Source organism: Mesorhizobium sp. NPDC059054 (assembly GCF_042739215.1).
In the GTDB taxonomy this organism is placed as follows: Bacteria; Pseudomonadota; Alphaproteobacteria; order Rhizobiales; family Rhizobiaceae; genus Mesorhizobium.
Genome location: NZ_JBHYHV010000005.1, coordinates 181,867 through 207,295 on the forward strand (window position 1 = coordinate 181,867; position 25,429 = coordinate 207,295).

26 protein-coding genes and 2 tRNA genes are annotated in these 25,429 nt (G+C 58.2%); 18 read left to right on the plus strand and 10 right to left on the minus strand.

The annotated features are described in order from the left end of the window. Window positions 1-6: 6 nt before the first annotated feature. The 3 genes from ACFWXH_RS21855 (at window position 7) to ACFWXH_RS21865 (ending at window position 4,248) form a co-directional block, all read left to right on the plus strand. Window positions 7-1,752 (plus strand): ATP-binding protein, encoded by a 1,746-nt coding sequence (locus tag ACFWXH_RS21855; RefSeq protein ID WP_379123456.1) that lies wholly within the window; start codon window positions 7-9, stop codon window positions 1,750-1,752. Between the two features lie 259 nt (window positions 1,753-2,011). Beyond that, window positions 2,012-3,391 carry a sigma-54-dependent transcriptional regulator gene (locus tag ACFWXH_RS21860; RefSeq protein ID WP_379123457.1) on the plus strand — a complete coding sequence of 460 codons (1,380 nt, stop codon included), beginning with the start codon at window positions 2,012-2,014 and terminating at the stop codon, window positions 3,389-3,391. Beyond that, complete coding sequence (locus ACFWXH_RS21865) at window positions 3,388-4,248, plus strand: MipA/OmpV family protein (protein WP_379123459.1); 861 nt, start codon at window positions 3,388-3,390, stop codon at window positions 4,246-4,248. Before ACFWXH_RS21860 ends, ACFWXH_RS21865 begins: the two co-directional genes overlap by 4 nt. Window positions 4,249-4,284: 36 nt before the next feature. Here the strand turns inward: ACFWXH_RS21865 and ACFWXH_RS21870 are convergent, their stop codons facing one another. The 4 genes from ACFWXH_RS21870 to ACFWXH_RS21885 form a co-directional block, all read right to left on the minus strand. After that, complete coding sequence (locus ACFWXH_RS21870) at window positions 4,285-5,175, minus strand: alpha/beta fold hydrolase (protein WP_379123460.1); 891 nt, start codon at window positions 5,173-5,175, stop codon at window positions 4,285-4,287. 74 nt (window positions 5,176-5,249) lie between these two features. Next, entirely contained in the window at window positions 5,250-5,681 is a 432-nt protein-coding gene (locus ACFWXH_RS21875) for a nuclear transport factor 2 family protein (RefSeq protein ID WP_379123819.1), read from the minus strand. Window positions 5,682-5,908: 227 nt separating this feature from the next. Further along, window positions 5,909-7,561: an ABC transporter substrate-binding protein gene (locus tag ACFWXH_RS21880; protein WP_379123461.1), complete on the minus strand. Its 1,653-nt coding sequence runs from the start codon at window positions 7,559-7,561 to the stop codon at window positions 5,909-5,911. A 52-nt stretch (window positions 7,562-7,613) separates the two neighbouring features. After that, on the minus strand, window positions 7,614-8,402 hold the full coding sequence (locus tag ACFWXH_RS21885) for a 2OG-Fe(II) oxygenase (RefSeq protein ID WP_379123462.1): 789 nt from the start codon (window positions 8,400-8,402) through the stop codon (window positions 7,614-7,616). Between the two features lie 102 nt (window positions 8,403-8,504). Between ACFWXH_RS21885 and ACFWXH_RS21890 the strand changes: the two genes are divergently transcribed. After that, a complete protein-coding gene (locus ACFWXH_RS21890; RefSeq protein WP_379123463.1) occupies window positions 8,505-9,425 on the plus strand; it encodes a LysR substrate-binding domain-containing protein in 921 nt (306 codons plus the stop codon). A gap of 20 nt (window positions 9,426-9,445) precedes the next feature. Here ACFWXH_RS21890 and ACFWXH_RS21895 read toward each other — a convergent pair whose 3' ends face one another. The 3 genes from ACFWXH_RS21895 to ACFWXH_RS21905 all read right to left on the minus strand — a co-directional run bounded on the left by ACFWXH_RS21895 (window position 9,446) and on the right by ACFWXH_RS21905 (window position 10,746). Then, on the minus strand, window positions 9,446-9,928 hold the full coding sequence (locus ACFWXH_RS21895) for a GNAT family N-acetyltransferase (protein WP_379123464.1): 483 nt from the start codon (window positions 9,926-9,928) through the stop codon (window positions 9,446-9,448). A gap of 5 nt (window positions 9,929-9,933) precedes the next feature. Continuing rightward, entirely contained in the window at window positions 9,934-10,284 is a 351-nt protein-coding gene (locus ACFWXH_RS21900) for a hypothetical protein (RefSeq protein ID WP_379123465.1), read from the minus strand. 387 nt (window positions 10,285-10,671) lie between these two features. Beyond that, a tRNA-Thr gene (locus ACFWXH_RS21905) sits at window positions 10,672-10,746 on the minus strand. A gap of 131 nt (window positions 10,747-10,877) precedes the next feature. Between ACFWXH_RS21905 and ACFWXH_RS21910 the strand changes: the two genes are divergently transcribed. The 10 genes from ACFWXH_RS21910 (at window position 10,878) to ACFWXH_RS21955 (ending at window position 18,005) form a co-directional block, all read left to right on the plus strand. After that, the gene (locus tag ACFWXH_RS21910) at window positions 10,878-11,054 is read left to right on the plus strand and encodes a hypothetical protein (RefSeq protein WP_379123466.1); all 177 of its coding nucleotides are present in this window, start codon (window positions 10,878-10,880) and stop codon (window positions 11,052-11,054) included. A gap of 217 nt (window positions 11,055-11,271) precedes the next feature. Continuing rightward, the gene (murA, locus tag ACFWXH_RS21915; RefSeq protein ID WP_054310236.1) at window positions 11,272-12,570 is read left to right on the plus strand and encodes a UDP-N-acetylglucosamine 1-carboxyvinyltransferase; all 1,299 of its coding nucleotides are present in this window, start codon (window positions 11,272-11,274) and stop codon (window positions 12,568-12,570) included. A 234-nt stretch (window positions 12,571-12,804) separates the two neighbouring features. After that, on the plus strand, window positions 12,805-13,239 hold the full coding sequence (locus ACFWXH_RS21920) for a DUF2948 family protein (RefSeq protein WP_054310237.1): 435 nt from the start codon (window positions 12,805-12,807) through the stop codon (window positions 13,237-13,239). 3 nt (window positions 13,240-13,242) lie between these two features. Next, window positions 13,243-14,535 carry a histidinol dehydrogenase gene (hisD, locus tag ACFWXH_RS21925; RefSeq protein WP_379123467.1) on the plus strand — a complete coding sequence of 431 codons (1,293 nt, stop codon included), beginning with the start codon at window positions 13,243-13,245 and terminating at the stop codon, window positions 14,533-14,535. Window positions 14,536-14,541: 6 nt separating this feature from the next. Beyond that, window positions 14,542-15,027, plus strand: coding sequence for a UPF0262 family protein (locus tag ACFWXH_RS21930; RefSeq protein ID WP_054310239.1), 486 nt, complete (start codon window positions 14,542-14,544; stop codon window positions 15,025-15,027). 130 nt (window positions 15,028-15,157) lie between these two features. Continuing rightward, window positions 15,158-15,376, plus strand: coding sequence for a translation initiation factor IF-1 (gene infA / locus ACFWXH_RS21935; RefSeq protein ID WP_006200926.1), 219 nt, complete (start codon window positions 15,158-15,160; stop codon window positions 15,374-15,376). Between the two features lie 23 nt (window positions 15,377-15,399). Continuing rightward, complete coding sequence (locus tag ACFWXH_RS21940) at window positions 15,400-16,029, plus strand: Maf-like protein (RefSeq protein WP_054310240.1); 630 nt, start codon at window positions 15,400-15,402, stop codon at window positions 16,027-16,029. Window positions 16,030-16,104: 75 nt separating this feature from the next. Further along, window positions 16,105-16,335, plus strand: a complete 231-nt coding sequence (gene yacG / locus ACFWXH_RS21945) for a DNA gyrase inhibitor YacG (RefSeq protein WP_379123468.1) — start codon at window positions 16,105-16,107, stop codon at window positions 16,333-16,335. Between the two features lie 199 nt (window positions 16,336-16,534). After that, window positions 16,535-16,610 (plus strand) — tRNA-Phe (locus tag ACFWXH_RS21950). Between the two features lie 159 nt (window positions 16,611-16,769). Beyond that, window positions 16,770-18,005 (plus strand): tyrosine-type recombinase/integrase, encoded by a 1,236-nt coding sequence (locus tag ACFWXH_RS21955; protein ID WP_379123469.1) that lies wholly within the window; start codon window positions 16,770-16,772, stop codon window positions 18,003-18,005. A gap of 115 nt (window positions 18,006-18,120) precedes the next feature. Here the strand turns inward: ACFWXH_RS21955 and ACFWXH_RS21960 are convergent, their stop codons facing one another. Next, a complete protein-coding gene (locus ACFWXH_RS21960; RefSeq protein ID WP_379123470.1) occupies window positions 18,121-19,206 on the minus strand; it encodes a TRAP transporter substrate-binding protein in 1,086 nt (361 codons plus the stop codon). A gap of 127 nt (window positions 19,207-19,333) precedes the next feature. Between ACFWXH_RS21960 and ACFWXH_RS21965 the strand changes: the two genes are divergently transcribed. Beyond that, a complete protein-coding gene (locus ACFWXH_RS21965) occupies window positions 19,334-20,278 on the plus strand; it encodes an alpha/beta fold hydrolase (RefSeq protein ID WP_379123471.1) in 945 nt (314 codons plus the stop codon). Between the two features lie 28 nt (window positions 20,279-20,306). Here the strand turns inward: ACFWXH_RS21965 and ACFWXH_RS21970 are convergent, their stop codons facing one another. Next, entirely contained in the window at window positions 20,307-20,987 is a 681-nt protein-coding gene (locus tag ACFWXH_RS21970) for a TetR/AcrR family transcriptional regulator (RefSeq protein ID WP_379123472.1), read from the minus strand. Window positions 20,988-21,442: 455 nt separating this feature from the next. On the opposite strand from ACFWXH_RS21970, the gene ACFWXH_RS21975 reads away from it, so the two are divergent. Genes ACFWXH_RS21975 through ACFWXH_RS21985 form a run of 3 tightly spaced genes read left to right on the plus strand, consistent with a single transcriptional unit; the run spans window position 21,443 to window position 23,918 of the window. Continuing rightward, on the plus strand, window positions 21,443-22,072 hold the full coding sequence (locus ACFWXH_RS21975) for a response regulator (RefSeq protein WP_379123473.1): 630 nt from the start codon (window positions 21,443-21,445) through the stop codon (window positions 22,070-22,072). A gap of 29 nt (window positions 22,073-22,101) precedes the next feature. After that, on the plus strand, window positions 22,102-22,653 hold the full coding sequence (locus tag ACFWXH_RS21980) for a hypothetical protein (RefSeq protein WP_379123474.1): 552 nt from the start codon (window positions 22,102-22,104) through the stop codon (window positions 22,651-22,653). Then, the gene (locus ACFWXH_RS21985; protein WP_379123475.1) at window positions 22,614-23,918 is read left to right on the plus strand and encodes an ATP-binding protein; all 1,305 of its coding nucleotides are present in this window, start codon (window positions 22,614-22,616) and stop codon (window positions 23,916-23,918) included. The genes ACFWXH_RS21980 and ACFWXH_RS21985 overlap by 40 nt, the downstream gene beginning before the upstream one ends. Window positions 23,919-24,047: 129 nt before the next feature. Here the strand turns inward: ACFWXH_RS21985 and ACFWXH_RS21990 are convergent, their stop codons facing one another. Beyond that, window positions 24,048-25,340 (minus strand): acetyl-CoA carboxylase biotin carboxylase subunit family protein, encoded by a 1,293-nt coding sequence (locus tag ACFWXH_RS21990; RefSeq protein WP_379123476.1) that lies wholly within the window; start codon window positions 25,338-25,340, stop codon window positions 24,048-24,050. Between the last annotated feature and the right edge of the window lie 89 nt (window positions 25,341-25,429).

Here is a 25,429-nt window from a genome sequence, read left to right on the forward strand (position 1 = left end):
GGCGTCGTGTTCAACGGGCTGACCCTGCGCTGGCGCCTGGTGCTTGCCTTCCTGGCGGTGTCCGTGCCGCCCGTGCTGATCGCGTCCTATGTCGCGGCGGTGCTGATCTCATCCAGCTTCAAGCATAATGTCGAACGCTGGCTGGGCCGTGCCGCCGACTTCCTGGTCAGCGAAACGATGAGCAGCGAGGACGAGGCCGACCGCGCCGCATCGATCCTTGCTGCCTCGCTGCCGGCGCATGGCGGCCCGCTGACCGGCGAGGTCAACGAAAACTCCACCTCGCTGCGCGTCTATTCGGACCTGCTTTCCACCGTCGGCTATGATCTGGTGCTGATCTACGACGACAATGGAAACACGCTCTACCGTTATGGCAGCGCCACGCTTGATATGCCGCTGCCGCGCAGTTCGACGCGTTCGGTCTTCACCGCAAGCAAGGACGACCGGCCGGCGCTGGTTGTCGGCGCGGCACGGCTGTTCGAACGCGACGGGCAGGTGCTGCACGTTCTGGTCGCCAACCAGCTCGACGATTCCTTCTTCGCCGCACCCCGCGCCAAGACGGCGATCATCATCCATGCCTATCGCCTGCAGGGAAACACGCTGATCCCGCTCGTGCGCGAAGGACGTGGCGATCCGCTGACGGTATCCGACGACGTTCTGGCCATCCTGAACAGGGGTGACAGCTACACCGTGGTGCCGGACAAGGGCAGCGGCGGCCTGGCCACCGGCTACGGCGCCATTCGCGACGATGCCGGCCGCCTGGTCGGCATCGTCACCTTCGGCCTTGCCGCGCGTCGGCCGGTGTTCGAGCAACTGATCGACTGGCGGCTGTTCACCATCCTGGCGCTGATTGCCTCCAGCCTTTCCATCACCGTCGGCATCGTTCTGGCCCGTCGTCTGACCGGACCGCTGCAGAGCCTGAAGCGCGGCCTGCGCGAGGTCGCTTCCGGCAACTACCGCCTGCAACTGTCCGAAGGCGACGGTCCGGAATTCGCCGAAGTGGCGAGCGGCTTCAACGTCATGACGCGCCAGCTGGAGCGGCTGCGGCAGATGGAAGGCGAGATGCGGCGGCGCGAGCAACTGGCGGCACTCGGCGAGGCGGCGGCCGTCATCGCGCATGAGATCCGCAATCCCCTCGGCATCATCAAGACGTCGAGCCAGGTGGTGGCCCAGCGCAGCTATCTCACCCAGCCAGACGAACGGCTGCTGGGGTTCATCCTCGACGAGGTCAACCGCATCGACCGGCTGGTCACCGAGGTGCTCGACTATGTGCGGCCGAACCGGCCGACCATGCGTATCCTCGCGCTGGATGAGATCGTGCACAGGGCGATCGATTTCATGACGCCGGAACTCGACAAGCGCGGCATCACCCGTGAGCTCACGGTGGCGAGCGGCTTGATGGTGGAAGCCGATGGCGACCAGATACACCAGGTGATCATCAACCTCGTGCTCAACGCCATGGAAGCGCTGGCCGATGGCGGCAAGCTGACAGTCAACGCGCATGCCGATGACGAGGCGTCGGAAGCCGTGCTGACCATCGCCGACAACGGTATCGGCATGGAACCCGACGTGGTCAACCGCATGTTCGACCCGTTCTTCACCACCAAGACCAAGGGCACCGGCCTCGGGCTGGCCAAGGTGCTGTCCGTGATCGAACATCATGGCGGGGCGATCACCTGCACCAGTGCATTGGAGAGCGGCACCAGCATCGTTATACGTTTGCCGTTGAACCAGAAAAAGGGCGCAGATGGCTAGCCTGCACTTCTCATACTCGATGCGGCCTGCGCCGGTTCAAGAAGCCGACAGGGTAGGAGCCGTGCGCAGGCGCGATGCGGGGCATCGCGCAAGCGCGGTGACGCACACTGTCGACTTCTTCAACCGGCCCTCCGGGTTGCCTTTCGGCGGGCGCCTACGGCGTCGGGTGGCTCGACCGTATGTCCCTATACGCTCTTCGCCCCTCGACGCCGTATCCGCCTCGCCCAAAGCGCAACGCAGGCCACATGGAGTATGAGAAGTGCAGGCTGGTTCGATCCTGGTCGTTGACGACGAGCCTCGCCTTGCCGAGACGCTGGCGTTGGCGCTGGAAGGCGGCGGCCTTTCCAGCGATTTCGTGACCAGCGCCGACAGCGCGCTGGAGCGGATCGAAAATGGCGATTTCGGGCTGGTGATCACCGACCTCAGGATGCCCGGCCGCAACGGCCGCGACCTTCTGCAGGAATTGCGCAGCAAACGCCCCGACCTGCCCGTGGTGGTGATGACGGCCTACGCATCGCTGCGCGACGCGGTCGCCCTGGTGAAGGAAGGCGCCTTCGACTACATCTCGAAACCCTTCGAGATCGATGACGTCATCGCGACCGCCAGGCGGGCGCTGCGGCTGACGCAGATGGTCAACGAAAACCGCCGCCTGCGCGCGGAACTGGAAGACCGATACAGTTTCGGCAATCTGATCGGTTCCAGTCCGGCCTTCGCGGAGGTGCTGCGGCAGATCGCGGAAGTCTGCGCAAGCCGCGCCACCGTGCTGATCCAGGGCGAGAGCGGAACCGGCAAGGAACTGGTCGCCCGTGCAATCCATTTCAACAGCCCGAGGCGGGACAGCCCCTTCATCGCCATCAATTGCTCGGCGATCCCCGAACACCTCCTGGAAAGCGAATTGTTCGGTCACGCCAAGGGCGCCTTCACCGGCGCCGTTGCCGCGCGCGACGGCCGTTTCGTGACCGCCAATGGCGGCACGTTGTTCCTGGATGAAATCGGCGACCTGCCCGCCTCGCTGCAGCCCAAGCTGCTGAGGGCGCTGCAGGACCAGACCTTCGAGCCGGTCGGCTCCGACCGCAGCGTCAAGGTGGATGTCCGCATCATCGCCGCCACGCATCGCGACCTCGAAGCGGCGATGGACGAAGGCGATTTTCGCGAGGACCTTTATTACCGGCTGGCCGTCTATCCGATCCGCGTGCCGGCGCTGCGCGAACGCAAGGAAGACATTCTGCCGATCGCCTGCCATTTCCTCAATCATTTCGCTACCGAAATGACCAAGAAGATCCCGGGCTTTGCGCCCGAAGCCGAGGCGGCTCTTTCTGCCTATCAATGGCCCGGCAACATCCGTGAACTGCAGAACGCCATTGAGCGGGCAACCATCGTGGCATCCCGCAACGTGATCACCCCGCAGGATCTGCCGGGTTATGTCACGCGTGCGAAACGGCAGGCAGCGACGACCCCTGCCGTGCCATCCGATCTCGATAGCGAGATGGAACGCATCGAGCGCGATTTCATCCTCGCCGCCCTGCAGGAGAGCGACGGCGTGCAGGTGAAGGCAGCCGAGCGGCTGGGTATTGCGGAACGAAGTCTTTGGCATCGGGTCAAAAAACTTGGTATCAAGATCGCCAAGACAGCGAAGTGAGGTTCGTTTTGCGTTGGTTCTCCCGACCCGGCCGCGAAGGCAGCGGTCTGTTCAATTCGGCTTTGCTGGCAGCCGCCATTGGCGTTGCCTCGCCGGTTTCCGCACAGGCTGCCGATAACGTCAGCGAACAGCCGGTTGCCTCCAACGACCCCTGGATCATCAGCGTCGGCGGCATGATGACGGTGAGCCCGAAATGGGATGGCTCATCGCGCTATGGCCTCGGCGGCATGCCTTCGATCTCGTTCCGCCGCGCCTCGGAGCCGCAGACCTTCTCCGCACCCGACGACAATTTCGACATCACCTTCTTCACCGGCAAGCGTTTCGCCATCGGCCCGGTCGCCAGCCTGCGCCCCGGCCGCTCCAGCGAAGGCGGCCGCCTGGAAGGGCTCGATACCTACCCCTGGACGGTGGAAGCCGGTGTCTTCGCCGAATTCTGGCCGATCGAGGATCAGTTGCGGCTGCGTGGAGAACTGCGCCACGGGCTGCGTTCCAATGACGGCTTCAGCGCCGACCTGATGGCCGATTATGTGCAGAACTACGGCCAGCTGACGCTGTCTGGCGGCCCACGCCTGGTGCTGGCCGACGACAATGTCATGAATCTCAAATATGGCGTCTCGCCGGAAGCGGCGCTGCGCAACGGCACCGTGGCTGCTTTCGATCCCAAGGGCGGTCTCGTCAGTGTCGGCCTTTCGGCGGCGCAGAGCTATGTATGGTCGAAGGAATGGACGACCACCCTCTACCAGCGCTTCGACTATATGGTCGGCGACGCCGCCGACAGCCCGATCGTCAAGGATCTCGGCTCGCGCAACCAGTTCACCTTCGGCGTCGGGGCGACGTATTCGTTCACGGCGGAGTAAGCCGTCAGCCCTTTCGACCTCGGCTGATCCCTCGAATCAAGCCTGCTCGAAAAAGCCTCGCAGCAGGCGGGCGATCGCTTCCGGCTTCTCCTCCGGAAAGAAGTGGCCGCCATCGACAGGCTCGCCGCGCGCGTCTTTCGCCCAGCGGTTCCATATGCCCAGCGGTCCCCCGGCCTCTTCATACCAGCTCGCTAGGCCGCCATGCGCGTTCCACAGCGCCAGCAGCGGACAAGCGATCCGCCGTCCCGCATCCAGATCGGCCCGGTCGTGCTCCCGGTCGACGGTGGCGGCGGCGCGATATTCCTCGCAGATCGCGTGGATATGCGCCGGATCGCGCAGCGCGGCGATATAGGCGTCCCGCACGGCACGCGGGAAAACACCGGGCGGCGATCCCCATTCGTCCAGCGCATTGTCGACGACCGCCTCCGGTGCGGCGGCGATCAGCCGCTCGGGCAGCGGCGCCTGCTGCGCCAGCAGCGAGAACGGCCAGAACGCCAGGGCAAGGCGCGCATCCGCGCGGTCCCAGACTTCGAAAGTGGGGATGATGTCGAGCACCGCCACCTTGGCCACCGCATCGGGATGGTCGAGCGCGGCACGATAGGCAACCCGGCCGCCACGGTCATGACCCGCCATCGCAAAGCGGTGATGCCCGAGTGCCGCCATCGCCTCGATGAGCGTCGCCGCCATGGCGCGTTTCGACATGGTTGCATGTCCTTGGGCAGCAGACGGGCAATCGCTGGCGCCATAACCCGGCAGATCGGCGGCAATGACGGTGAAATCCCGTGCGAGCGTCGGACCGATGTCGCGCCACATCAGGCTCGTCTCAGGGAAACCATGCAGCAGGAGCAGTGCCGGCCCCGATCCGCCCTGATGCACGAACACGCCGCCCTGCGCCGTCTCGACCCTGCAGCTCTCGAACCCGATCATCGTCCGTTCCATGGAAGACAGAACGCACGGCGCGCGGATTTCGTTCATCGAATTGCCGATGGCAAATGCTGGCTTCAGCCGATGCCGTGCTTCTTCAGAAGTTCCTGCTCGTCGCCCGCGACCCAGCCGAAGACCTTCGGCTGGCCGTCCAGCGTCTGCATGAGGTAGTGCACTTCGAAATCGATCGACAGGTCCGGCTGATCCTTGCGGGTATAGGTTGCCGCCCAGGCGACATGGGCGATTGAATGGTGCTCATCGATGGGGGTGACACGGATATCGCGTATCCGCATCGCCTTCGTGCCGATCTCCCGATAGTGCGCGTAGCCGTGCGCCAGAGTCCGCTTGAGCTGGTCGTCGTTCCTGCCGGTCATCACCCCGCGCGGCGATGCCGCGATGAATTGAGGAGCGTAGAGCGCCGCCAGTTCATCCTCATCGATGTTGCCGGCGAGTGACTGGTTGAAAAAGCCTGCGTAGCGTTCGAAGAACTTCTTGATGCTCGGTTCCATCATCAGTCTCCCTGGTTCCGCTGGACGCGAAAGCTCTGCAGGACATCGAGGTTCCATTTATCGATGGCGCCTGGCGTGCCTGCTGGCGGATCGCCTTTTCCACAGGGACATTAGAGCAATTTTCCCGAGACTTGGAGCACGCACGCTCAACGGTTGTGGTAGCGCGCCTCATCGCTATCCGCTTGGCGCAAATCGTGACGATCGCCCTCGGGGACCATCGTCGCATGTTAGTCGTCAAGCCAGACCGTCTCCAGGAACATGCAGAAGGTCGGGTGCATCTCCATGCCCTTGACCTGAGGCGCGGTGTGGTTGAACAGGCTGCGCCAGAATGGCTGGATCATGATACCGGACGACTGCAGGATGGCCTCGATGTCGGCCATCACCACCCTGCGTTTGTCCGGATCCGGTATTGCCAGCGCTTCTGTCAGCCTGGCATCGAACACCTTGTCGGCGAAAGCAGTCTCATTCCAGGCGCCCCCAGACTTGTAGGCGAGGCTCAGAACCTGGACACCCAAGGGCCGCATCGCCCAGTTGGTGAGCGAATAGGGGAATTTCGTCCAGTCGTTCCAGTAGGTCGAGCCCGGCAGAACAGTTCGCTTCACCTTGAAGCCGGCCTCGCGCAGCTGAGCCGCGATCGCGTCGCCCGTGTTCTTTTCCCATTCCTCGTCGACCGTGACGATCTCGTGCCCGAAGTCGAGTTGGCCGGCCTCAGCCATCAGTGTCTTGGCCCGGTCGAGATCACGGCCGATCGGAGGCAGTTTGGCGTATTCGGGGTGGATGGGGCAGACATGATGGTTTTCGGCAGGCGTTCCACGACCGCCATAGCCGAGCTTCAACACAGCATCGTTGTCGACCGCCAGTTGCAGTGCGTTGCGCACGCGCGGGTCGTCATACGGCTTGTTGGCAAGATTGATCCGCGCCACGATGGTTCCGGCGGTGATCGCCTCGGACCTTACCAGGCGCATGTCGTCGAGAACCGAGACAAAATCACCTGTCGTCTCGTAGTTGGCCTGCACCTCGCCGGACTCGAATGCACTTGCCATCGCTGATGGATCGGTGCCGTAGTCGATGAATTCGACCCCGTCCAGAAATGCTTCGCCACCCCACCACGCCCCGTTCACCCGACGCTTCAGCACCGCGCGCTGCCCGACATCGTAGCTGACCAGTTCGAATGCGCCGGTGCCGATCGGGTTCTTGACCAGGTCCGCGCCCGTTTCGTCGAATGTCGGATGCACCAGAAGCGCCGGATATTCGGCCATACCCGGTATGATGGAGATGTCAGGCGCGCCGAGCCGCAGCTTGATCGTGTGATCATCCACCTTTTCGACAGCACCTTCCCTCGCCTTGCCGGTGTCCGCATCGATCAGGGACGCCATATGCGTGGTCATGGAATTACCTTCGACCTTGCTGTCGCACCATCGACGAATATTGAAGATCACGTCGTCGGCATTGAAAGCGTCACCATTGTTCCAGGTCACGCCCTTGCGGACGTGCAGGACATATTCGGTGGCGTCGTCGTTGGTTTCCCAGCTTTCCAGCAATATCGGCTCGAAGGTCGCCTGCCGCGTATACCTGACCAGCGGTTCGACGACCTGCCGGGCGACATTCGACATTTCCGACCAATCGAACAAGCGGGGATCCTTGAGTGGTTTGACGAACATCGCGATTTTCAGCGTTCCGCCTTTCTTCGGAGTCGGTGCCTCCTGCGCCATGGCCGGAACCGAGATACCGAGCATGGCATAGGCCACGGCAGTCGACGCACCGATCGCGCTCGCGATCGCCAGAAACTCACGGCGGTCGTATCGCCCCTCGCGTGCAGCCTGTGCCAGCCGCTCCACAGAAGCGGGAACCGGCGACCCGTTGCGCCTGAGAAACGTCATGCTTGCCTCCTTGAGTGAACCGCGATGGCAACGCCTGGGCGGGAGTGCCCGCTCACGCTGCTCGGCCGTAGAAGCCGAACCTCTCCTCCGGACTGAACATCACACCCTGCCGTTCGTAGTAGGAGAAGACCGCGATAATGCGCTCGCGGTCACCCGCTACCGGCGTAACCCGGTGCGCCGTGTTCTTGCCCCTGAAGATGTTCAGTGTTCCCGGCTTGAGGCGCGTAGTCTTGACGAGAGAATCGCGACCTTCGAGCAATTGGGCGACGCCGGGATAGTTCGGGTCGGTGTCGGAGCGCAGGTCGGTTCGGTATTCGAAGGCGCCGCCTTCGTCGGGCGCCTGCAACAGCAGTGTGGTGGTGAATTCCGATCGGTCGAAGTGCCAGTTCAGAGCCTCGCCCGCGCGGTAGGCCATCACATTGGCGCGCGCCAGCGGATCGTCCATCACATAGAGCGCCTGCTTATCCATCGTTGCCGCCAGGAAAGTCGCGAGTGGCGCATATTCGTAGATTGCGAGCACGATGCTTTCGGGCATCTGGTCGGCGCACAGCGTGTGACTGACGGTTTCAACCTTGCGCAGCGCCGGGTGGTCGGCCGGCAGTTCAGGAATCTGCGGCTTGAAATAGATGTTGTGCACCCGACGATGCTCGTGGGAGCGGCTGTCCATGGCGGGCTTGATCTCCGCTGCCGCCCGCTCGGCAACACCGGGCAGCAGAAACCCCTCGAGATCGAACATGCCATTCGCGACAAGCGCCTCTCGCGACTTAGCCACGAGGGCGTTCCATTCGTCGCTGCCGGGACGGTCGAGAGGGAAACGGTCGAGATCGATGATGTGCTTCATGGCTTCCTCCAAAGGCTGTGATCCACATGTGGCCGCAATTAAATCTTCGCTTCAGCGGGCGAAATTATTAGGGTTGCGAAAGAAAACCTTATGGAGGGAGTTATGGAGCGGCTTCCGCCCCTGAATGCGCTGAAGGCCTTCGAGGTTGCCGCACGGACCGGCAACTTCACGCTTGCAGCCCGAGAACTGGGCGTCTCGTCGGCTGCCGTCAGCCAGCAGGTGCGCAACCTGGAAGATTATTTCGGCAAGAAGCTGTTTCTGCGCACGGGCAACCGCATCGCATTGACCGACGCAGGCCACGCGGTTTACCCGCAGACGGCGCGCGCGCTGGGCGACATCGCAGCGGTCACCGCCCGCATCCTGTCGGACGAAGTGCGGATGCGCCTGGTCGTCAGCGCCCCGTCTTCTCTCGCGGAAAACTGGCTTGCGCCTCGGCTGTCTGCGCTTTTGGACAGCTATCCGCGCATCGCGATCGATATTCGCGTCGAGGAAGATCCGATCGACGTCATGCGGCAGGGCGTCGACATCCGCATCAGCTACGGCGACTACCACTATCCCGAACTCGTGAAGGTGCGGCTTCTGCATGACGAGGTTCTGCCCGTCTGCTCACCGGAACTGTCGCGCGGTCTCGGCAACGATGCCAGCCTCATCGATGTCCACGAAAGCGCGTTCATCCACACCAATTGGGGGCCGAACTATGCCTCGCACCCGACATGGTCGGAGTGGTTCGCGGCACAGGGTAGCGCGCGCCGACCTGATCCATCGCGCGGCAGACGCGTAGGCCTGTCCAGCCTGGCCATTTCCTCAGCCCGGCTTGGACTGGGCATAGCACTTGGACAACACGCCCTTGCACGCGCCGATCTCGAAGCTGGCCGCCTCGTCGCGCTATCGTCGACGACGGTCAGGCTCGGTCATCCCTATTGCGCGTTCGTGCCGCCCGCAAAAACCAGCCGCGCCGACGTCAAACGACTCATTGATCTTCTAAAAGCAGATGGATTCAGCCAACCGGCAGACATGACGTAAGGATGCCGCCGCTTGCGCCTTCAATCGAGCGATCGCCACATTGCGTGACGGATCGTCATATATCCTGCCTTTTGGTAGGCAGCCGCCGCTGCGTGATTTCCTTCGAGAAAGCTGAGGCCGATTCCGGCCGCGCCCCATCCACGGCATTTCGTTTCGGCCGCCTCGAGCAGCATCGAAGCCAGACCTTTCCTGCGAAACTGCGGCAACACGAAGAGGGTGTCTATTGTGGCCTGCTGCCGCAACGGGAGCAGCGCACCCTTCGTCGAGCCGGGATGGTAGATCGACAGAAAGCCTCGCCGTTCATCGCCTTTCGCAGCGATAAGAAACGCCTCGCTCTGCAGGCATGCTTCGATGTTAAGACCCGATGAGCCCTCGCGGTAGTGGCCATTGCTACGGATAAGCGTTGTCATTTCATCGTTGAGCGTGCTCAAGTTTTCGCGCAGGAAATCGAGGTCCGATGGAACCGCGTCCCTGACACCTATCTCTGTCAGTGTACCGGGCATCACCCTCACTCTCCTGCTCTCGCCATAGCATAGGCATTCGGCTTCGGAAGCGGCCGGTCAAGGGACGATCCTTTGATGGCGGCGAACCAGGCGCCCTCGACCATGCGGGCTGCCGAACGCGCCGACTTCTCGACACCGTTGAGACTGCCGATGTCGCGGCTGATCTCGGAACCATGCGCGTTCATCGCCCAGAACCATAGGCCTTGCTGCGGTCCGGCATCGTGCAGATAGATGCGGCCGACGCTGCCGTCATAACCGTCGGCGTCGGCAACATAGTCGGCTTCACGATCCGCCTGCCGCCAATTCAGACGCAGGGAAAAAGCTTCGCTCTCCGCGACCTTCGCAGGTTCGGTCATAGTCGTTCTCCATCGGTTTGATGGCAACAGATTGCCATCGCGATGGAGAGCCCGTCAAGGATTTTGTTCCTATTTTGTTCTCATGCGAACAGCTCCTGACTCGACACCGAGATGCTCGAATCGTCACAACGCCATCGAACGACCGGCGTCGCGAGTCTGCCTCGTTTCTCAGGGCGAACCGTGCAATCCGGGAGCCTTCCCGTAGGGAGGCAGACCGTGCAGGCTGCGCACAGTGACAAGGCGGTTTGTTGATTCTATTGGGAGAAATCGTGCAGTTCGATGCCGCATGTTCGAACCCGCAGGATTCGCAAGGAGCGACTGTCCGTCGGCCGTTCAGGCCGCCCCATCGGAGCCGTAAGCAAAGCGAACTGGCGTGAGATAGGAGAATGGTGCTGCCAGAGAGGATTGAACTCTCGACCTCTCCCTTACCAAGGGAGTGCTCTACCACTGAGCTACGGCAGCATCGTGAATGCGGCGCCTTCTGCCACAATGAATCGCCAAGCGCAAGTTGCTATAATAGCTATTTCCAAGAGACGTTCAGACATGGCCGCGCCACAATGTCGGTTATGCCTTGTTAAGGACTACGCGAGACCATGAACGACAAGACCAAGCCGGAATCGCAGGGTGACCGCCGCAAGGCCAGGCTGGCGGATGCCCTGCGTGCGAACCTGCAGAAGCGCAAGGCGCAGCTCAGGTCGCGCCGCACCGGCGAAGCCGACACCAGACCTGAAGGGTTGGCCGCATCGAAGGAACCGAAAAAAGAAAAGTAAGGGAATCAAGTGCCGGCCATTGTTGCGCCGACTTCACGAAATCCTAATGCGCTCGGAGCGCATTAGGGCCTTTGATTTTGAGCATGTCGTTATCGCAAAACCGCTGCACACTTTTGCGCGGCATGCTCTATTTCTTGAACCGGACCGACCAATGGTTTAGAGGGCGGCCCAAACACAACCGATTTAAGCCGGCTTCCCGGCCGAGGGACACTCTTTCATGGATCGCATCAGGATCGTCGGCGGCCGCGAGCTCGCCGGCACCATCCCCATCTCCGGCGCCAAGAACGCTGCCCTGCCCTTGATGATTGCTGCGCTGATGACCGGCGACACGCTGACGCTGGAGAACGTGCCGCATCTGGCCGACGTCGAGCAGCTCATCCGCATCCTCGGCAATCACGGCGTCGACTATTCGGTGAACGGCAAGCGCGATCATCAGAACGGCAATGGCGGCGGCTATTCGCGCACCATCAACTTCACGGCGCGCGACATCGTCGATACCACCGCCCCTTATGAGCTGGTCTCCAAGATGCGCGCCTCGTTCTGGGTGATCGGCCCGCTGCTGGCCCGCATGGGCGAAGCGCGTGTGTCGCTGCCCGGTGGCTGCGCCATCGGTACCCGCCCGGTCGATCTCTTCATCGACGGGCTGCAGGCGCTGGGCGCCGATATCGACGTCGACAATGGCTATGTCATCGCCAAGGCCAAGAACCGGCTGAAGGGCAACCGCTACGTCTTCCCGAAAGTCTCCGTCGGCGCCACCCATGTGCTGATGATGGCGGCGTCTCTGGCGCGCGGCGAGACCGTACTGGAAAACGCCGCCCGCGAGCCGGAAGTCGTCAACCTCGCCGAATGCCTGAACGCCATGGGCGCCAAGATCCACGGCGCCGGCACCTCGACCATCACCATCGATGGCGTAGACCAGCTTTCCGGTGCCAGCGTGCGGGTCATACCCGACCGCATCGAAACCGGCACCTATGCGATGGCTGTCGCCATGGCCGGCGGCGATGTGCTCCTGAAGGACGCCCAGCCTGATCTGCTGCAGAACGCGCTCGACGTGATCGCCCAGACGGGCGCCGAGATCACACCGACCAACGAAGGCATCCGCGTCAAGCGCAACGGCGCCGGCATCTCGCCGGTCGACGTCACCACCGAGCCGTTCCCTGGCTTCCCGACCGACCTGCAGGCGCAGTTCATGGGCCTGATGACCAAGGCCAAGGGCAAGTCGCGCATCACCGAGACGATCTTCGAAAACCGCTTCATGCATGTGCAGGAACTGGCCCGTCTCGGCGCGCACATCACGCTTTCCGGTCAGACGGCGATCGTCGAGGGCGTCTCGAAGCTGAAGGGCGCGCCCGTGATGGCGACCGACCTGCGCGCCTCGGTCTCGCTGGTCATCGCCGGCCTCGCCGCCGAAGGCGAGACCACCGTCAACCGCATCTACCATCTCGACCGCGGCTTCGAGCGGCTGGAAGACAAGCTGTCGGGCTGCGGCGCGGTGATTGAGCGGATCAGCGGCTAAGTAGGCAGTAGGCAGTCGTCAGTAGGGGAATAGGGCAGTAAGGCAAAAGAAAGCCAGCGGTATCACCGGATACTGCCAGCTTTCTTGTTTCCCTACTGCCGACTGCCTACTTCCCTACTGCCTTAGTCCTTCAATCCCTTATTCCCCTACCGCCCTCCTCTCCCGGTTGCGCCCGCCAGAAAGACCGCCTAACAGAAGGTGAGACAACAAAACCTTCGCAGGTGCGGTATCCGCATGGACGCTTTGAAGTTATTGGCGCTGGACGACCAGGATCTGGGCATCATTTCGGCCCATGTCCAGGATGCCGTCATGAAGGTGGGCGACCTCGAATATCTGCCCACGTGGAAGCGCTTCGTCATGCCGATGAACCGCTTTGCCTGGGAGGTGCGGTCCGGTTTCTTCCGCAAGCACAATGAACGCCGGCAAAGCGTGCTGCATTTCGAGCGCGTGCAGGCGGTGAAGACCAGCGGCATCGCCCGTGACAAGGCGGACGAGGTGCTTTCGCTGCTTGCCGTCAGTTTCATCCCGATCGCGCCGCCGGCCGGCATCATCGAACTGATCTTCTCCGGCAACGGCACCATCATGCTGGAAGTCGAATATGTCGAGGCGCGCCTCGCCGATCTCGGTGGCGCCTGGCAAGCCTCCTCGCGCCCGGCGCACAGGGGCTGACGGATGGCGGTCACGCTCAATTCAGCCGATGCGGATTTCGAAGCACGCTTCACCGCGTTCCTTGCCACCAAGCGCGAGGTTTCGGCCGATGTCGAGGCTGTGGTGCGTGATATCATCGCCCGCGTGCGCATCGAGGGCGACAAGGCGCTGATCGATTACACACAGCGCTTCGACAAGGCGGATCTCGACACACTCGGCATCGCCGTTTCCCGCGCCGACATCGAGGCAGCTTATGCCGCGGCCGACCCGGACACGGTGGAAGCGCTGAAGTTCGCCCGCGACCGTATCCGTTCGCACCATCAGCGTCAGCTGCCGAAGGACGATCGTTACACCGATACGCTCGGGGTCGAACTCGGCTCGCGCTGGACGGCGGTCGAGGCGGTCGGGCTCTATGTGCCGGGCGGTACGGCGAGCTATCCAAGTTCGGTGCTGATGAATGCCGTACCGGCCAGGGTGGCCGGTGTGGAACGCATCGTCATCGTGGTTCCGGCCTCGGGCGGCGTCATCAGCCCGCTGGTGCTGGTGGCGGCCGATCTCGCCGGCGTTTCCGAAATCTACCGCATCGGCGGTGCCCAGGCGGTTGCCGCCCTTGCCTATGGTACGGAAACCATCCGCCCAGTGGCCAAAATCGTCGGCCCCGGCAATGCCTATGTGGCGGCCGCCAAGCGCCAGGTCTTCGGAACCGTGGGCATCGACATGATCGCCGGCCCGTCCGAAGTGCTGGTGATCGCCGACGGCAAGAACGATCCCGACTGGATCGCCGCCGACCTTCTGGCGCAGGCCGAACACGACGCCTCGGCGCAGTCGATCCTGATCACCGACGATGCCGCCTTTGCGGCGGCTGTGGAAGTGGCGATGCAGCGCCAACTGGCCACCTTGCCGCGTGGCGAAATCGCCGCGGCAAGCTGGCGTGACTTCGGCGGCATCATTCTGGTCGGCAATCTGGACGATGCGCTGCCACTGGCCGACCGCATTGCCGCCGAACATGTCGAACTGGCAGTCGATGAGCCCAAAGCTCTCCTTGCCCGCCTGCGCAATGCCGGTTCAGTCTTTCTCGGCCGCCATACGCCGGAAGCCATCGGCGATTATGTCGCGGGTTCCAACCATGTACTGCCGACGGCGCGTTCGGCGCGCTTCTCGTCAGGCCTTTCCGTGCTCGATTTCGTCAAGCGCATGTCGGTGCTGAAGCTCGGGCCGGAGCAGCTGCGGCAGCTCGCGCCAGCGGCAATCGCGCTTGCCAGGGCCGAAGGGCTCGACGCGCATGGCCGCTCCGTTTCCATCCGGCTGAACATGTAGGCGGATATGTCGGGAGCCGGGCCAAACAACGCGAGGCTGATCGACGTCGAACTCGACGAAACGATCGGCCGCTCGACGCCCGACGTTGAACATGAGCGGGCGGTGGCCATCTTCGACCTGATCGAGGAAAACTCCTTCAGCCCCGTCAACGATGACGGCAGCGGCCCCTACAAGCTGAAACTCTCCCTTGCCGAATCGCGTCTGGTCTTTGCCATCAGCCGCGAGGATGGCGCGGACGTCGTCACCCATATCCTGTCGCTGACGCCGTTCCGGCGCATCGTGAAGGACTACTATCTGATCTGCGAAAGCTACTACGACGCCATCCGCTCCTCGACGCCGAGCCACATCGAGGCGATCGACATGGGCCGGCGCGGCCTGCACAATGAAGGCTCGCAGACCTTGATGGACCGGCTGGCGGGCAAGATCGAAATCGACTTCGACACGGCCAGGCGGCTGTTCACGCTGGTCTGCGTGCTGCACTGGCGTGGGTGACTTGAAACAGGCCGGAGAACAGGCCTGAGCACAAGCCGATTAAGCTTGTTCACAAAGCGGCGATAATCATATAGGTTCCGCGCCAAATTCCGGCCGGCCCGCCGGGAATCCATCCAAGCAAAGGTATCGAATGCCGAAGGAAGAAGTCCTCGAGTTTCCGGGTGTGGTGACAGAATTGTTGCCCAATGCGATGTTCCGCGTGAAGCTCGAAAACGAACACGAAATCATTGCCCACACGGCTGGGCGCATGCGCAAGAACCGTATCCGCGTTCTGACGGGCGACAAGGTTCTGGTCGAGATGACGCCCTATGACCTGACCAAGGGCCGCATCACCTATCGCTTCAAGTAAATTATCGTAGCGGGCCAGATGCGATGAGCACCATGCACAAGCTCGTGCTTGCCTCGGGATCGCCCCGCCGGATCGAGCTGCTGCAGCAGGCCGGCATCGAGCCCGACCGTATCTTGCCCGCGGATATCGACGAGACGCCGCAGCGCGCCGAACATCCGCGTTCGCTGGCCAAGCGACTCTCCCGGGAAAAGGCGGAAAAGGCTTTTGCTTCGCTGCAGGGCGAAACCGAGCCCGAGCGCGGCTATGTGCTGGCCGCCGACACGGTGGTGGCCGTGGGCCGGCGGATCCTGCCGAAGGCGGAAACCAGCGACGATGCCGCCTTTTGCCTGCAGCTGCTCTCCGGCCGCTCGCATCGGGTCTATACCGGCATCTGCCTGGTCACACCCGACGGCAAACATCGTCAGCGGCTGGTGGAAACGCGCGTGCGCTTCAAGCGTCTGCCACGGGTCGAAATCGACCGCTACGTCGCTTCCGGCGAATGGCGCGGCAAGGCCGGCGGCTATGGCGTGCAGGGACTGGCCGGCGCCTTTGTCGTCAAAATGACCGGTTCCTATTCCAACATCGTTGGCCTGCCCCTCTACGAGACCACCGCGCTGCTTGCCGGCGAAGGTTTCGACACCCATCGCGGCTGGCCGGAACGCGGGCTTTCGTAACGCATCGGCCCGAAAACCGGAATCGATTTTCGGAAGGCATGATGCGCAAAAGATGGCGCAGCACGAGAAGAAACCATGGCTAGCAACGACAGCACCGTGACGCCACTGCGTCCGAAGCGGCCCTGCCCCGAATGCGGGCGACCCTCGGCGCGCGATACCTATCCGTTCTGCTCGACGCGCTGCAAGGACATCGACCTCAACCGCTGGCTCAAGGGCGTCTATGTGATCCCTGGCGACGACGGCGAAGCGGAAGACGCGCTACCCGGCAACATGCCGGGCAAGACCTCGGATGATGCCCAAGATTGACAGGTCAGAGCATTGCAGACGCAGGCAAAGCCCGGATCTTTCAGGCGTTTCAACGCCATAGATGTTTTCCCGGCGAAATCGACACAGCGGTGCTGGACAGGCAGGAATCTCATGCTATAACCCGCTCGCTTTCGGGCTGCGGCCCGGCAAGCAGGCAAGGTCTAGATCATGGATTCCAGGTCGCGGATTTCGCCAAGATGCCCAGGTAGCTCAGTTGGTAGAGCATGCGACTGAAAATCGCAGTGTCGGTGGTTCGATTCCGCCCCTGGGCACCATTTCCCCTTCCCACAGCTTCCCACCACGTCTCACAATTATTATAAATCAACGAGTTAGCCGAGTGCGACTACTCGTGGTGACCCACCGCATGCCATTGCAACGCATCGGTTTGTGGGTAACGATCCGGGTATTACCCATTACCGGGAGGGTCGTTACCCATGTCGCTCTCTGACTTCGCCTGTAAGAACGCCAAGTCTAAAGACAAGCCGTATCGCCTTGCTGATGGCGACGGCCTCTATCTTCTTGTCCAGAAAAGCGGCTCCAAGCTCTGGCAATTGCGATATCGCTACCTGGATAAAGAAAATATCCTCTCTTTTGGAAAATACCCGTTGGTGTCGCTTCTCGATGCAAGAGAGAAGCGAGATGAAGCCAAGAGACTACTTATTGCCGGCATCAATCCTTCCACAAAACGGAAAGAAGAGAAAATCGCCGCCATCACGGAAGCACGCACCACCTTCGGCCTGATCGCCGAGGAATATGTTAGGCGGATGGAGGAACGGAACGCTGCTGCGGCCACCGTCACCAAAACCAAATGGCTGCTCGAAGACTTGGCCAGTTCACTCTCTAAGCGTCCCATTAAAGAAGTCACCTCAGCCGAGATTCTCCAACTCCTCCAGAAGATCGAGAAGAGTGGTCGAAGAGAGACGGCGCGGCGTTTACGCGGCGGGATCGGTAGCGTTTTCCGACTGGCGATTGTCACCCTCAGGGCCGAGACCGACCCTACCCTAGCCCTCAAGGGCGCGCTTCAGCCGCCGATAGCCAACGGTCGTGCCGCAATCCTCGATGAAAGGAAATTCGGCCAGTTCCTCATAGCGATCGATGAATACGACGGCTGGCCGACTCTCAAAGCCGCCCTCCAGTTCCTCGCTCTCACCTGTGTCCGTCCTGGCGAGGTACGGGGGGCGATCCGCGACGAGTTTGATCGAGAGAGGGCTGTGTGGCACATCCCGGCCGAACGCATGAAGATGCGTACTCCGCACGATGTACCGCTTTCCAAACAGGCGCTGCGCGTCTTGGACGAGGTCTGGCCACTTTCCGAGCACGGGGGCTTAGTTTTTCCTTCAATCCGTTCTACGAAGCGTCCGCTTTCCGAAAACGCCATGAATGCCGCGCTGCGGCGTATGGGCTACGGCAAGGATGAAGTGACCGCCCACGGCTTCCGGGTGACCGCCAGCACCATCCTCAACGCTCGCAACTACGACCCAGACGTAATTGAGGCGGTTCTGGCGCATCAGGACAAGAACACCATCCGGCGAACCTACAACCGCGCGACGTATTGGGAGCAGCGGAGGACGCTGATGCAGGAGTGGGGGGATTTGTTAGACGCGCTAAGAGTCGAACCGTTGGTCTTGCGCCCATTCGACCGCGGGACTGCAACTGCCAGGTTGACATGATCGCCTCTGCCGGCGCGAGCCCTCAAGCTCATTGAGAAGATTCGCGTGAGAGATTGCCTATGCCGTCACTGCCGTCATAGGACTGAGTTCACCGCTGGCAACGGAGGCAATGATGTTATAGTCTTCCCGCATGAAGCTGTTGAATCATGAAGTGATCCGCGGCTTGACCTGCAACTTGTTGCCATTCCCAATATTTCTTGCGGAAAGAGGCGAGCGACGACCAAATCTTCGCAAACTCCAGGTTCCGCTCGCACTGTTCACGATAGAAGATCTGTGCGGCGTCGAAACAGGCCTGGAGAATCTCCGGACTGAATAATCGCAACTGAGCGCCTGCGCCAAGAATACGCTTTAACGCGTCAGGATTTTTCGCATCGTAGCTGTATAAAGAATGAGCGGCAGAAGCTTTAGCAGCTATATCGAAGGCGATTTGGTACGAATGAGGCAATTGTTGGAACTTCTCGTGACTTACAAAGAAATGTCCCATCATAGCATTTCCGGCGAGTCCAGGATAATAATAGTAGGGCGCTATTCTACCAAATCCAAGCTTTTCATCATCATATGGAGAAATCCATTCAACTGCATCAATAGCCCCAGACTCGAGCGCTTGATAAAGCTCAGCCCCGGGTATTTGCACAGGAACTGCTCCTAACCTCTGTAATATTTGACCAGCCAATCCACCGATGCGGATCTTTAAGCCCCTTAGGTCGTCAATTGTAGAGATTTCCTTTCTGAACCATGCCCCCATGCGAGGTCCCGTGTTACCCGCCGGGAACGAAATCAGGCCATATTTTCCGACGTATTCATTATAAAGACCCTGCCCGCCCCCCTCATAAAGCCAAGCATTGAGACCATCAGTGTTGAATCCGAATGGCACACCCGTTCCGAGTGCCCATGTAAGATCCTTCCCTTGATTATAGAATCCCGGCGATTGGCACGCCTCTACAGCGCCATTCTGTACCGCATCAATTGCCTGCAGGGCAGGCACCACTTCACCCGCCGCAAACAGCTGCACGGAGAAATTTCCATCTGTAAGCGCTGATAAGTTCTCGGCGAACACTTTCGCCGCTCCGAACGTGATGTTTAATGATTTTGGAAACGACGAAACGAGCCGCCATTGAATTTTTGGTGCCGCACGAGCGTTGTTTGATGGATAGCTCGCGACTGAAAGTGGCAGGGCTTTCAACAAATCACGGCGCTTCACTGGACATATCCCTGTGCGAACTTCAACGCGCAGAGTTTCAATATGCGCAGTGAGGCAGAAAATCAATCGAACACTATATATCGTTCGATCGATCGCTGGCTCAGTGGATGATATAAGCAGCGCTCAGTTGCGTCGAATCAACGATGAAAAGGACTATCCGCCCTTTGGCCGGCAAGTCTATAAAGAGGTGCCGAGAATGGGATTTCTTGATTTCTTCTACCCTTCGGAAGACAACCTCCTATTGCATGGCCGAGTCTATGGTGAAAAAAATCTCGGTCGACCGGTTGTGTGCCTTCCAGGGATCAATCGCAATGTGAGGGATTTCCACGAGTTAGCGCTGTATTTATCGACAGCCCTACGAAATCCACGAAAGGTGATTGCCCTTGACTATCGTGGTCGTGGCAGATCGGCAAACGACGAAAATATAAGTAACTACAATATAACCGTTGAAGCCCGCGATGTCCTCACTGGCTTGGATTTCCTCGGTGTCGAGGAAGCAGCATTTATCGGCACTTCGCGAGGTGGCTTGGTTATACACATTCTTGCGGTATTGAAACCTTCAATTTTGAAAGCAGTCGTTCTCAACGATTCTGGACCGAAGTTCGAGCCCCAAGGGCTCGCAGAAATCAAAACCCGTATCGACCAAGCGCCATGGCCAAAAAGCTTCGCAGAGGCTGTCGAGAAGCAGCAAATGATCAACGCGACGGATTTTCCTTCTTTTGGAAGCTCCGACTGGAAGCGCCTAGTCACCTGCATGTATCGAGAAACGGAAGATGGAACGCTCGTTCCTGACTTGGACTTAAAGTTGTTGGCGAGGCTCACCGCCGAAAACGTTAAACCTCTTCCGGATTTGTGGGAACAGTTCCAACTGCTGTCGACCATCCCACTGTTGGTAGTGCGCGGTGAGAATTCACGCTTGATATCCACTGCCATCATGAATGAAATGCACTATCGTCATTCAGGCATGGAAGCGATTACTGTACTGGGGCAAGGCCACCCGCCCCTGCTTGAAACAGGGGATTTGCCAAAGATTATTGCAGATTTTATAGATCGGTCCGAGGCTCGGAAATAGGGATTCGCACCTGATTAGCAGTCGACCGCTACGCCAAAAATTCCCGATAAGCAGCAACCAAAGCTCTTCGAATATTCGATCTATTTTCTTTTATATATTTCGCTTGATTGAACGAGACAATTCCTCTTTTTGTCGGCTTGGAATCTTTCGCCAAGACATCATTGCGAACAGGGGAAGTAGATGTAATAAGCATACAATTTATTGTAAAAACAAACGCACTTGCTACACTATCTCTGTTAAGCCCAGGTGACGCTCTACACAATTCGTCGACATACAATTTTGAGATGTGGTCATAGTATTTTGAAATATGCTCATACCACTCCGCAGGAGAAGTTGCCAACTGGGTGAGAATTTGGACATACGCGATCTTATTCGCGTCTCCGGACTCCATATAGTCCAAGAGCGGATCCAGATAGGCAAATATTAGATCCGAGTAATCGGGGACACCGGGTCGCTCAACGAGCACATCAAAAGCTTGCTTTCTCAAGATAGCGATATCATTCGCCCTTCTCTCAATGAGGGCCAACATTATCTGATGCTTGCTTCCAAAAGCTCCGAGCAATCCACCACTTGTTAGGGCGGCGCTATCCGCAATTTCACGAATTCCAGTGCCGTGATAACCATTTTTCGCAAATAGCAACTCAGCAGCATCCAAACAGGCATTGCGCGTTGCTTCCGAACGTTGCGCTTGCGTAAGTCGTGTTCGCATGTCGTTCCTCTCATTCGCTCCGGTCGGGCGCTGTGTCTAACTTATATATCGAACGATAGATATATGCTGTTCGTTCGGTTGACATGTGAGTTCCAATTGTCTATCGACCCGAACAGTCATTTGAATCCCTACGGAGCGGTATTCGTGACCGGGTGTCAAATTCAGGCTCAGCTATCGCGTATCCGTCCGCTTCTTTTTGCGGATTCTGATACAGCTTCGAAGCTTGTTTCGACGCAACCTCCCGATGAAGCCACAGATTCGGCTTTGGCGCTCTTTTATACCTCCAGTCAATCGGGACGGTATAGCTCGCTACCTCCCCAGGAACATCGTCGGTGGCGGTTTGGCACAACACATGTTGAAGCGAGAAGCACCTTTATAGGCGTCACAGCCACCCGTGGGATCTCTGCGCTCCCGGCAACGAGAAGTGCTTTTCTGCAAGGAGAGAGGAATCCGGCATGTTTCGAGCCTTGGTTGTCGAAGACCAAAACTTGATGCGACTAGCATTGATGGAACAAATTCAAGGATGCATAGAAAATTGCATCGTCCTTGGGGCAGAGACGTTAGAACTCGCTACGCGTGAACTTTCAAAAGACAATTATGACCTTGTTGTAGTTGATCCCGGTTTGCCCGGCATTGACCCGACCGCAGTCAAGGATCGAGTCTCCGTGGTCGATAAAATTATACAGGCATCACCAAGCGCGATTCACGTTGTAGTAACGGGATCAGATTCGGATTCTGAATCGCAAGAATGCCGGCGATTGGGTGCGGCGGGCTATCTTGGAAAGACTGGCCTGGAGCCAGGTGTATTTCGAGAAGTTCTTAAAGACATTTCGACGAAGGGCTTCTCAATCAGGCTTTCCAGAATTGCGATGGCTACCCCGGATTATAGATACTCTGGACTAACACCGCGAGAACAACAAATTGTCGACATGATGGTTCGTCGCGAACGAGGCACGAAGAAGAAGACAATCTATGAAATTATGTCAGATCGACTAGGAATTGATGCGGCCACTTCTGAAAAATACTACAAACAAGCAAGAGCTAAGCTTTTACGAATTGGCCATAGACTGCCGAATGGCTTGTAATCGTTGGGACGCTCGAATTGAGGTCGTTAGTGCAATATAAACTCATTGCTTCAGCGTTCGCGGCAACGATCTCGTTTCTCAATATCCAAGCTCGGGCGGCAATCTACGATGCCCCAGACTCGATTACTGTTCAAAATCAGTCAGGCGCTAGGTTGATGGTTTATACGATCGAAGACCTTAAAAAGCAATTCCATCAACAAACATACAAAACTCGAACACCCTGGACAAAAGAAGACGAAAGAATTGTTTTTCGCGGACCATTACTGAGAGATGTACTTTCAAAAAGCGGTATCTATAATGGTATCAACATCAAGATTATTGCGTACGATGACTTTACTTCGGATATCCTCAGTGAAGAGATAGAGCAATACGATCCGATACTAGCCGTCGAGCAGAGCTGTACAGATAGCGATCGTACGAAAGGGAATTGCGACTCCAATCAGGATTTCCGGTCCATCACCATGCTCGAAAAGGGACCTATTTTTGTAGTCTGGCCCTTTGATCGCCTGCCGCATGGGTACATTCCCGCGCGAAATTCTATTTGGGTTTTCTTTCCGGTTGTCCTCCGACAGCAGCAATGACGTTAAGAGTTAGCCGTCTCCTTGCCATTCTTCCTTACGTCGGATTGGCCACTGCACTACTGTTTTGCACCTGGGCCTTTCTACAGTCCGAACATTATCGGCGCCAGACTGATGAAATGCTGAGTCAAACCTACGAAATTCAGTGGAGAGCTGCACAAATCCGAGAGCGATTGGTGCGAGTCAATAGTTATATCCGCATTGCAAGCGAAACAGGGAAACTTGATCCCGACGTGCGTAGGCAGATTACCCTTGTGCGTGTTAATCTCGAGCAATTGCTCGCCCTATACTATATTGATCGCTTTCTTTCTAAAAAATATGTCATATCTCTTTTAAAAATAAAAAATGGTATCGAGAACATATCTGATTCACTGACCACCGGAACATTCGATTTCACTACGACTTCTCTCGATATGAATGATATCGAAAAGAGTATGTACGAAGTGTCCGGCGCAACGGTAAATCATGGTACCGCCCTTCAGGGTACTGCTCAGATTGATAGTGCCGCTTCTCGCAACTTGCTTTTCTTTGCAATTACGCTCGGCCTGGTCGCAGTTTTCTATTTTCTCATGCACCAGCGCTACGCTTTCGTCAGCCGACGTGATCAGCATTTGCGTTCCTTCGCGTCGCTCTTTGCCCATATGACACGCTCGCGCGTCACTGCCCTTCGTCTGTTTTTGGAAACCAGAGGTCCGCATAGTCCGCTTTCCGAGGAGATGCTGACGGCAGCTCAGAGCGCAGCGAATGAACTTGAAGCAATCAATGACGGACTTCTAAGGATCGCCTTTCACACAGCAGATTGGGAATCGAAACCGCTTGGTGAGATCTTGCACGAAGCCGTCCGATTGCGAAAAGGAGCCATCGAGCCATCGATTACTATCGACAAAGCAGTCTTTCCCGTACCGATGCCAACCTTCCAATTTCACCTATTGGTGAATGAACTCCTTCAGAACGCGGAGACTGCCGTCAAGAATAAGACGTTGCCCGAGATAGCCGTGCGGGCAGAGTTCAAAAAGCCGCGATTTTTCGGGCGGTCTGCCATTCTTTTGCAGATCTCCGATAATGGCGTTGGGATGACGCCGGAGGTTTGTGCGAAGGCGACGGCTGCCTTCTTCTCTACAAAAGCCGGAAATCATGTGGGACTAGGTCTCACAGGATGCGCACAAATGGCTGCAACGTTTCGAGGTAAACTAACCATCGTCAGTAGCCCCAATTGCGGCACCGTCATACAAGTCCGCATACCAACTAGACCTCGTTTGGGTTTATGACCCGCATCATCTAAGACGGCTGTCTCATCCAGAACGAGAGCCTCAGCCGAACTACGCTTCGTTACAGCTCTAGAGAAACACCGCGTGCTTCGAAGCTCTGCCCAACTGAAGGAACGGGCACGGCTATCGCTACCGCGGAACCAGCCAGCGAGCGAGATCAGCTTTTTCATAAGGGATGCTATTAAAATGCTTCCCCCAAATTTGATCATGGATGCAGGTATCCGAAAGAAGTTGATCAAAATTGTCATTAACCAAAAAACCACTTGCCGGGGTGTTTACTTCATCAGAAGTTCTCGGATAATCCTCTCCGGCGAGACAGCTAGTCGACGTCTCAAATAAGCTGCCGCATTGCTGCAACCATGCATTTTCGATCGGGTCCAGCGCAGTTAACGTTCCGCTCTCATTCGCAACCACAAAAGATCTAAGTCCATATTTCTTCAAGTTCCCTTCAAGCAACGGTGCCGTCTTGTCGAAATATGCTACATAAAGAGAAGACAGTAAGTCATTCTCATAGCATTCGGAATAAAGACTAGGGACGAGAGATCCGTGGAGTCTGGCACCCACCTCCACCATACGGAGGCCCTTAGGACCGTCGAGAAACTCCATATGCGCAGCACCTTGCCGAATTCCGAGTGCTTTACAACATTGCTTCGCTAGTTCGATAAGGTGGATGAATTTTGGATGCGAAGGGTTCTCTAAAATCAGGAATCGCTTGACGTTGGGCGCTGACCAATACCCCATGTCGCAAAGCCGAACATAACGGCTGATGGCCGACACAACAAGCTCACCGTTTCTCGCTACAAGGTCAACGACGTACTCGGTGCCTGAAATATACTCCTGGACCAGAAAACGTTCGTTGTGCCGCCACGTGCAATTAAATGCTCCCCAATCTACAAGCTGGATGGCGTTCTCCAGCTCCTCAAAATTGCGGCAAAATCGTAGTCCCTCTCCACCCGCAGCGTCTACGGGTTTGAGGATATAGGGCCCCTCAGGGATTCTTTCGACGATCGACCTGAGATCGTCTCCCTTGCTGATCCCGATAGTTTTGATATGGGGCAGACCGGCTGCAGAGAGCTGCTTCTGCATAGCCTCCTTGTTTCGTCGAAATCTGGTAGTTTCAGGATCGTTACCCGGTAATTGATATCCTGCGCAAATTTGGTCAGCTTCCTCCACGCCAATTTCTCCGCCAGCCATCACAGCGTCGAATGGTTGGGAGGCAGGATCGGGGAGCTCGTCCAAAGACAAGTAAATTTCGGTGTATAGGCTGCGATCAAAGTCACGCTCCCGATTTTTCATATCGGTGGAAAGTTTTCCTACCTTTTCCATGTCGATAAAGGCGAAACATTCAACGCCCCGCCGTAATAAAAAGTTGGCCAGGATATTATGATTAACCACTGGATTGACGAGAAGACATCTTGGCATCGTACTACTCCAGATTAACTTGAATTAATTCTGCTTTTTGCACTACGGCGATTGCTGCATGGCAACTATGTGGAGCCAGTACATCTCGA

Bases quoted from the DNA above. Each gene is read 5' to 3' on its own strand.
- ACFWXH_RS21870 (WP_379123460.1), bottom strand. From the start codon at position 5,175: ATGATCGGGTTCGAGAGCTGCAGGGTCGAGACGGCGCAGGGCGGCGTG.
- ACFWXH_RS21875 (WP_379123819.1), bottom strand. From the start codon at position 5,681: ATGGAACCGAGCATCAAGAAGTTCTTCGAACGCTACGCAGGCTTTTTC.
- ACFWXH_RS21880 (WP_379123461.1), bottom strand. From the start codon at position 7,561: ATGACGTTTCTCAGGCGCAACGGGTCGCCGGTTCCCGCTTCTGTGGAG.
- ACFWXH_RS21885 (WP_379123462.1), bottom strand. From the start codon at position 8,402: ATGAAGCACATCATCGATCTCGACCGTTTCCCTCTCGACCGTCCCGGC.
- ACFWXH_RS21890 (WP_379123463.1), top strand. From the start codon at position 8,505: ATGGAGCGGCTTCCGCCCCTGAATGCGCTGAAGGCCTTCGAGGTTGCC.
- ACFWXH_RS21895 (WP_379123464.1), bottom strand. From the start codon at position 9,928: ATGCCCGGTACACTGACAGAGATAGGTGTCAGGGACGCGGTTCCATCG.
- ACFWXH_RS21900 (WP_379123465.1), bottom strand. From the start codon at position 10,284: ATGACCGAACCTGCGAAGGTCGCGGAGAGCGAAGCTTTTTCCCTGCGT.
- ACFWXH_RS21910 (WP_379123466.1), top strand. From the start codon at position 10,878: ATGAACGACAAGACCAAGCCGGAATCGCAGGGTGACCGCCGCAAGGCC.
- murA (WP_054310236.1), top strand. From the start codon at position 11,272: ATGGATCGCATCAGGATCGTCGGCGGCCGCGAGCTCGCCGGCACCATC.
- ACFWXH_RS21920 (WP_054310237.1), top strand. From the start codon at position 12,805: ATGGACGCTTTGAAGTTATTGGCGCTGGACGACCAGGATCTGGGCATC.
- hisD (WP_379123467.1), top strand. From the start codon at position 13,243: ATGGCGGTCACGCTCAATTCAGCCGATGCGGATTTCGAAGCACGCTTC.
- ACFWXH_RS21930 (WP_054310239.1), top strand. From the start codon at position 14,542: ATGTCGGGAGCCGGGCCAAACAACGCGAGGCTGATCGACGTCGAACTC.
- infA (WP_006200926.1), top strand. From the start codon at position 15,158: ATGCCGAAGGAAGAAGTCCTCGAGTTTCCGGGTGTGGTGACAGAATTG.
- ACFWXH_RS21940 (WP_054310240.1), top strand. From the start codon at position 15,400: ATGAGCACCATGCACAAGCTCGTGCTTGCCTCGGGATCGCCCCGCCGG.
- yacG (WP_379123468.1), top strand. From the start codon at position 16,105: ATGGCTAGCAACGACAGCACCGTGACGCCACTGCGTCCGAAGCGGCCC.
- ACFWXH_RS21955 (WP_379123469.1), top strand. From the start codon at position 16,770: ATGTCGCTCTCTGACTTCGCCTGTAAGAACGCCAAGTCTAAAGACAAG.
- ACFWXH_RS21970 (WP_379123472.1), bottom strand. From the start codon at position 20,987: ATGCGAACACGACTTACGCAAGCGCAACGTTCGGAAGCAACGCGCAAT.
- ACFWXH_RS21975 (WP_379123473.1), top strand. From the start codon at position 21,443: ATGTTTCGAGCCTTGGTTGTCGAAGACCAAAACTTGATGCGACTAGCA.
- ACFWXH_RS21990 (WP_379123476.1), bottom strand. From the start codon at position 25,340: ATGCCAAGATGTCTTCTCGTCAATCCAGTGGTTAATCATAATATCCTG.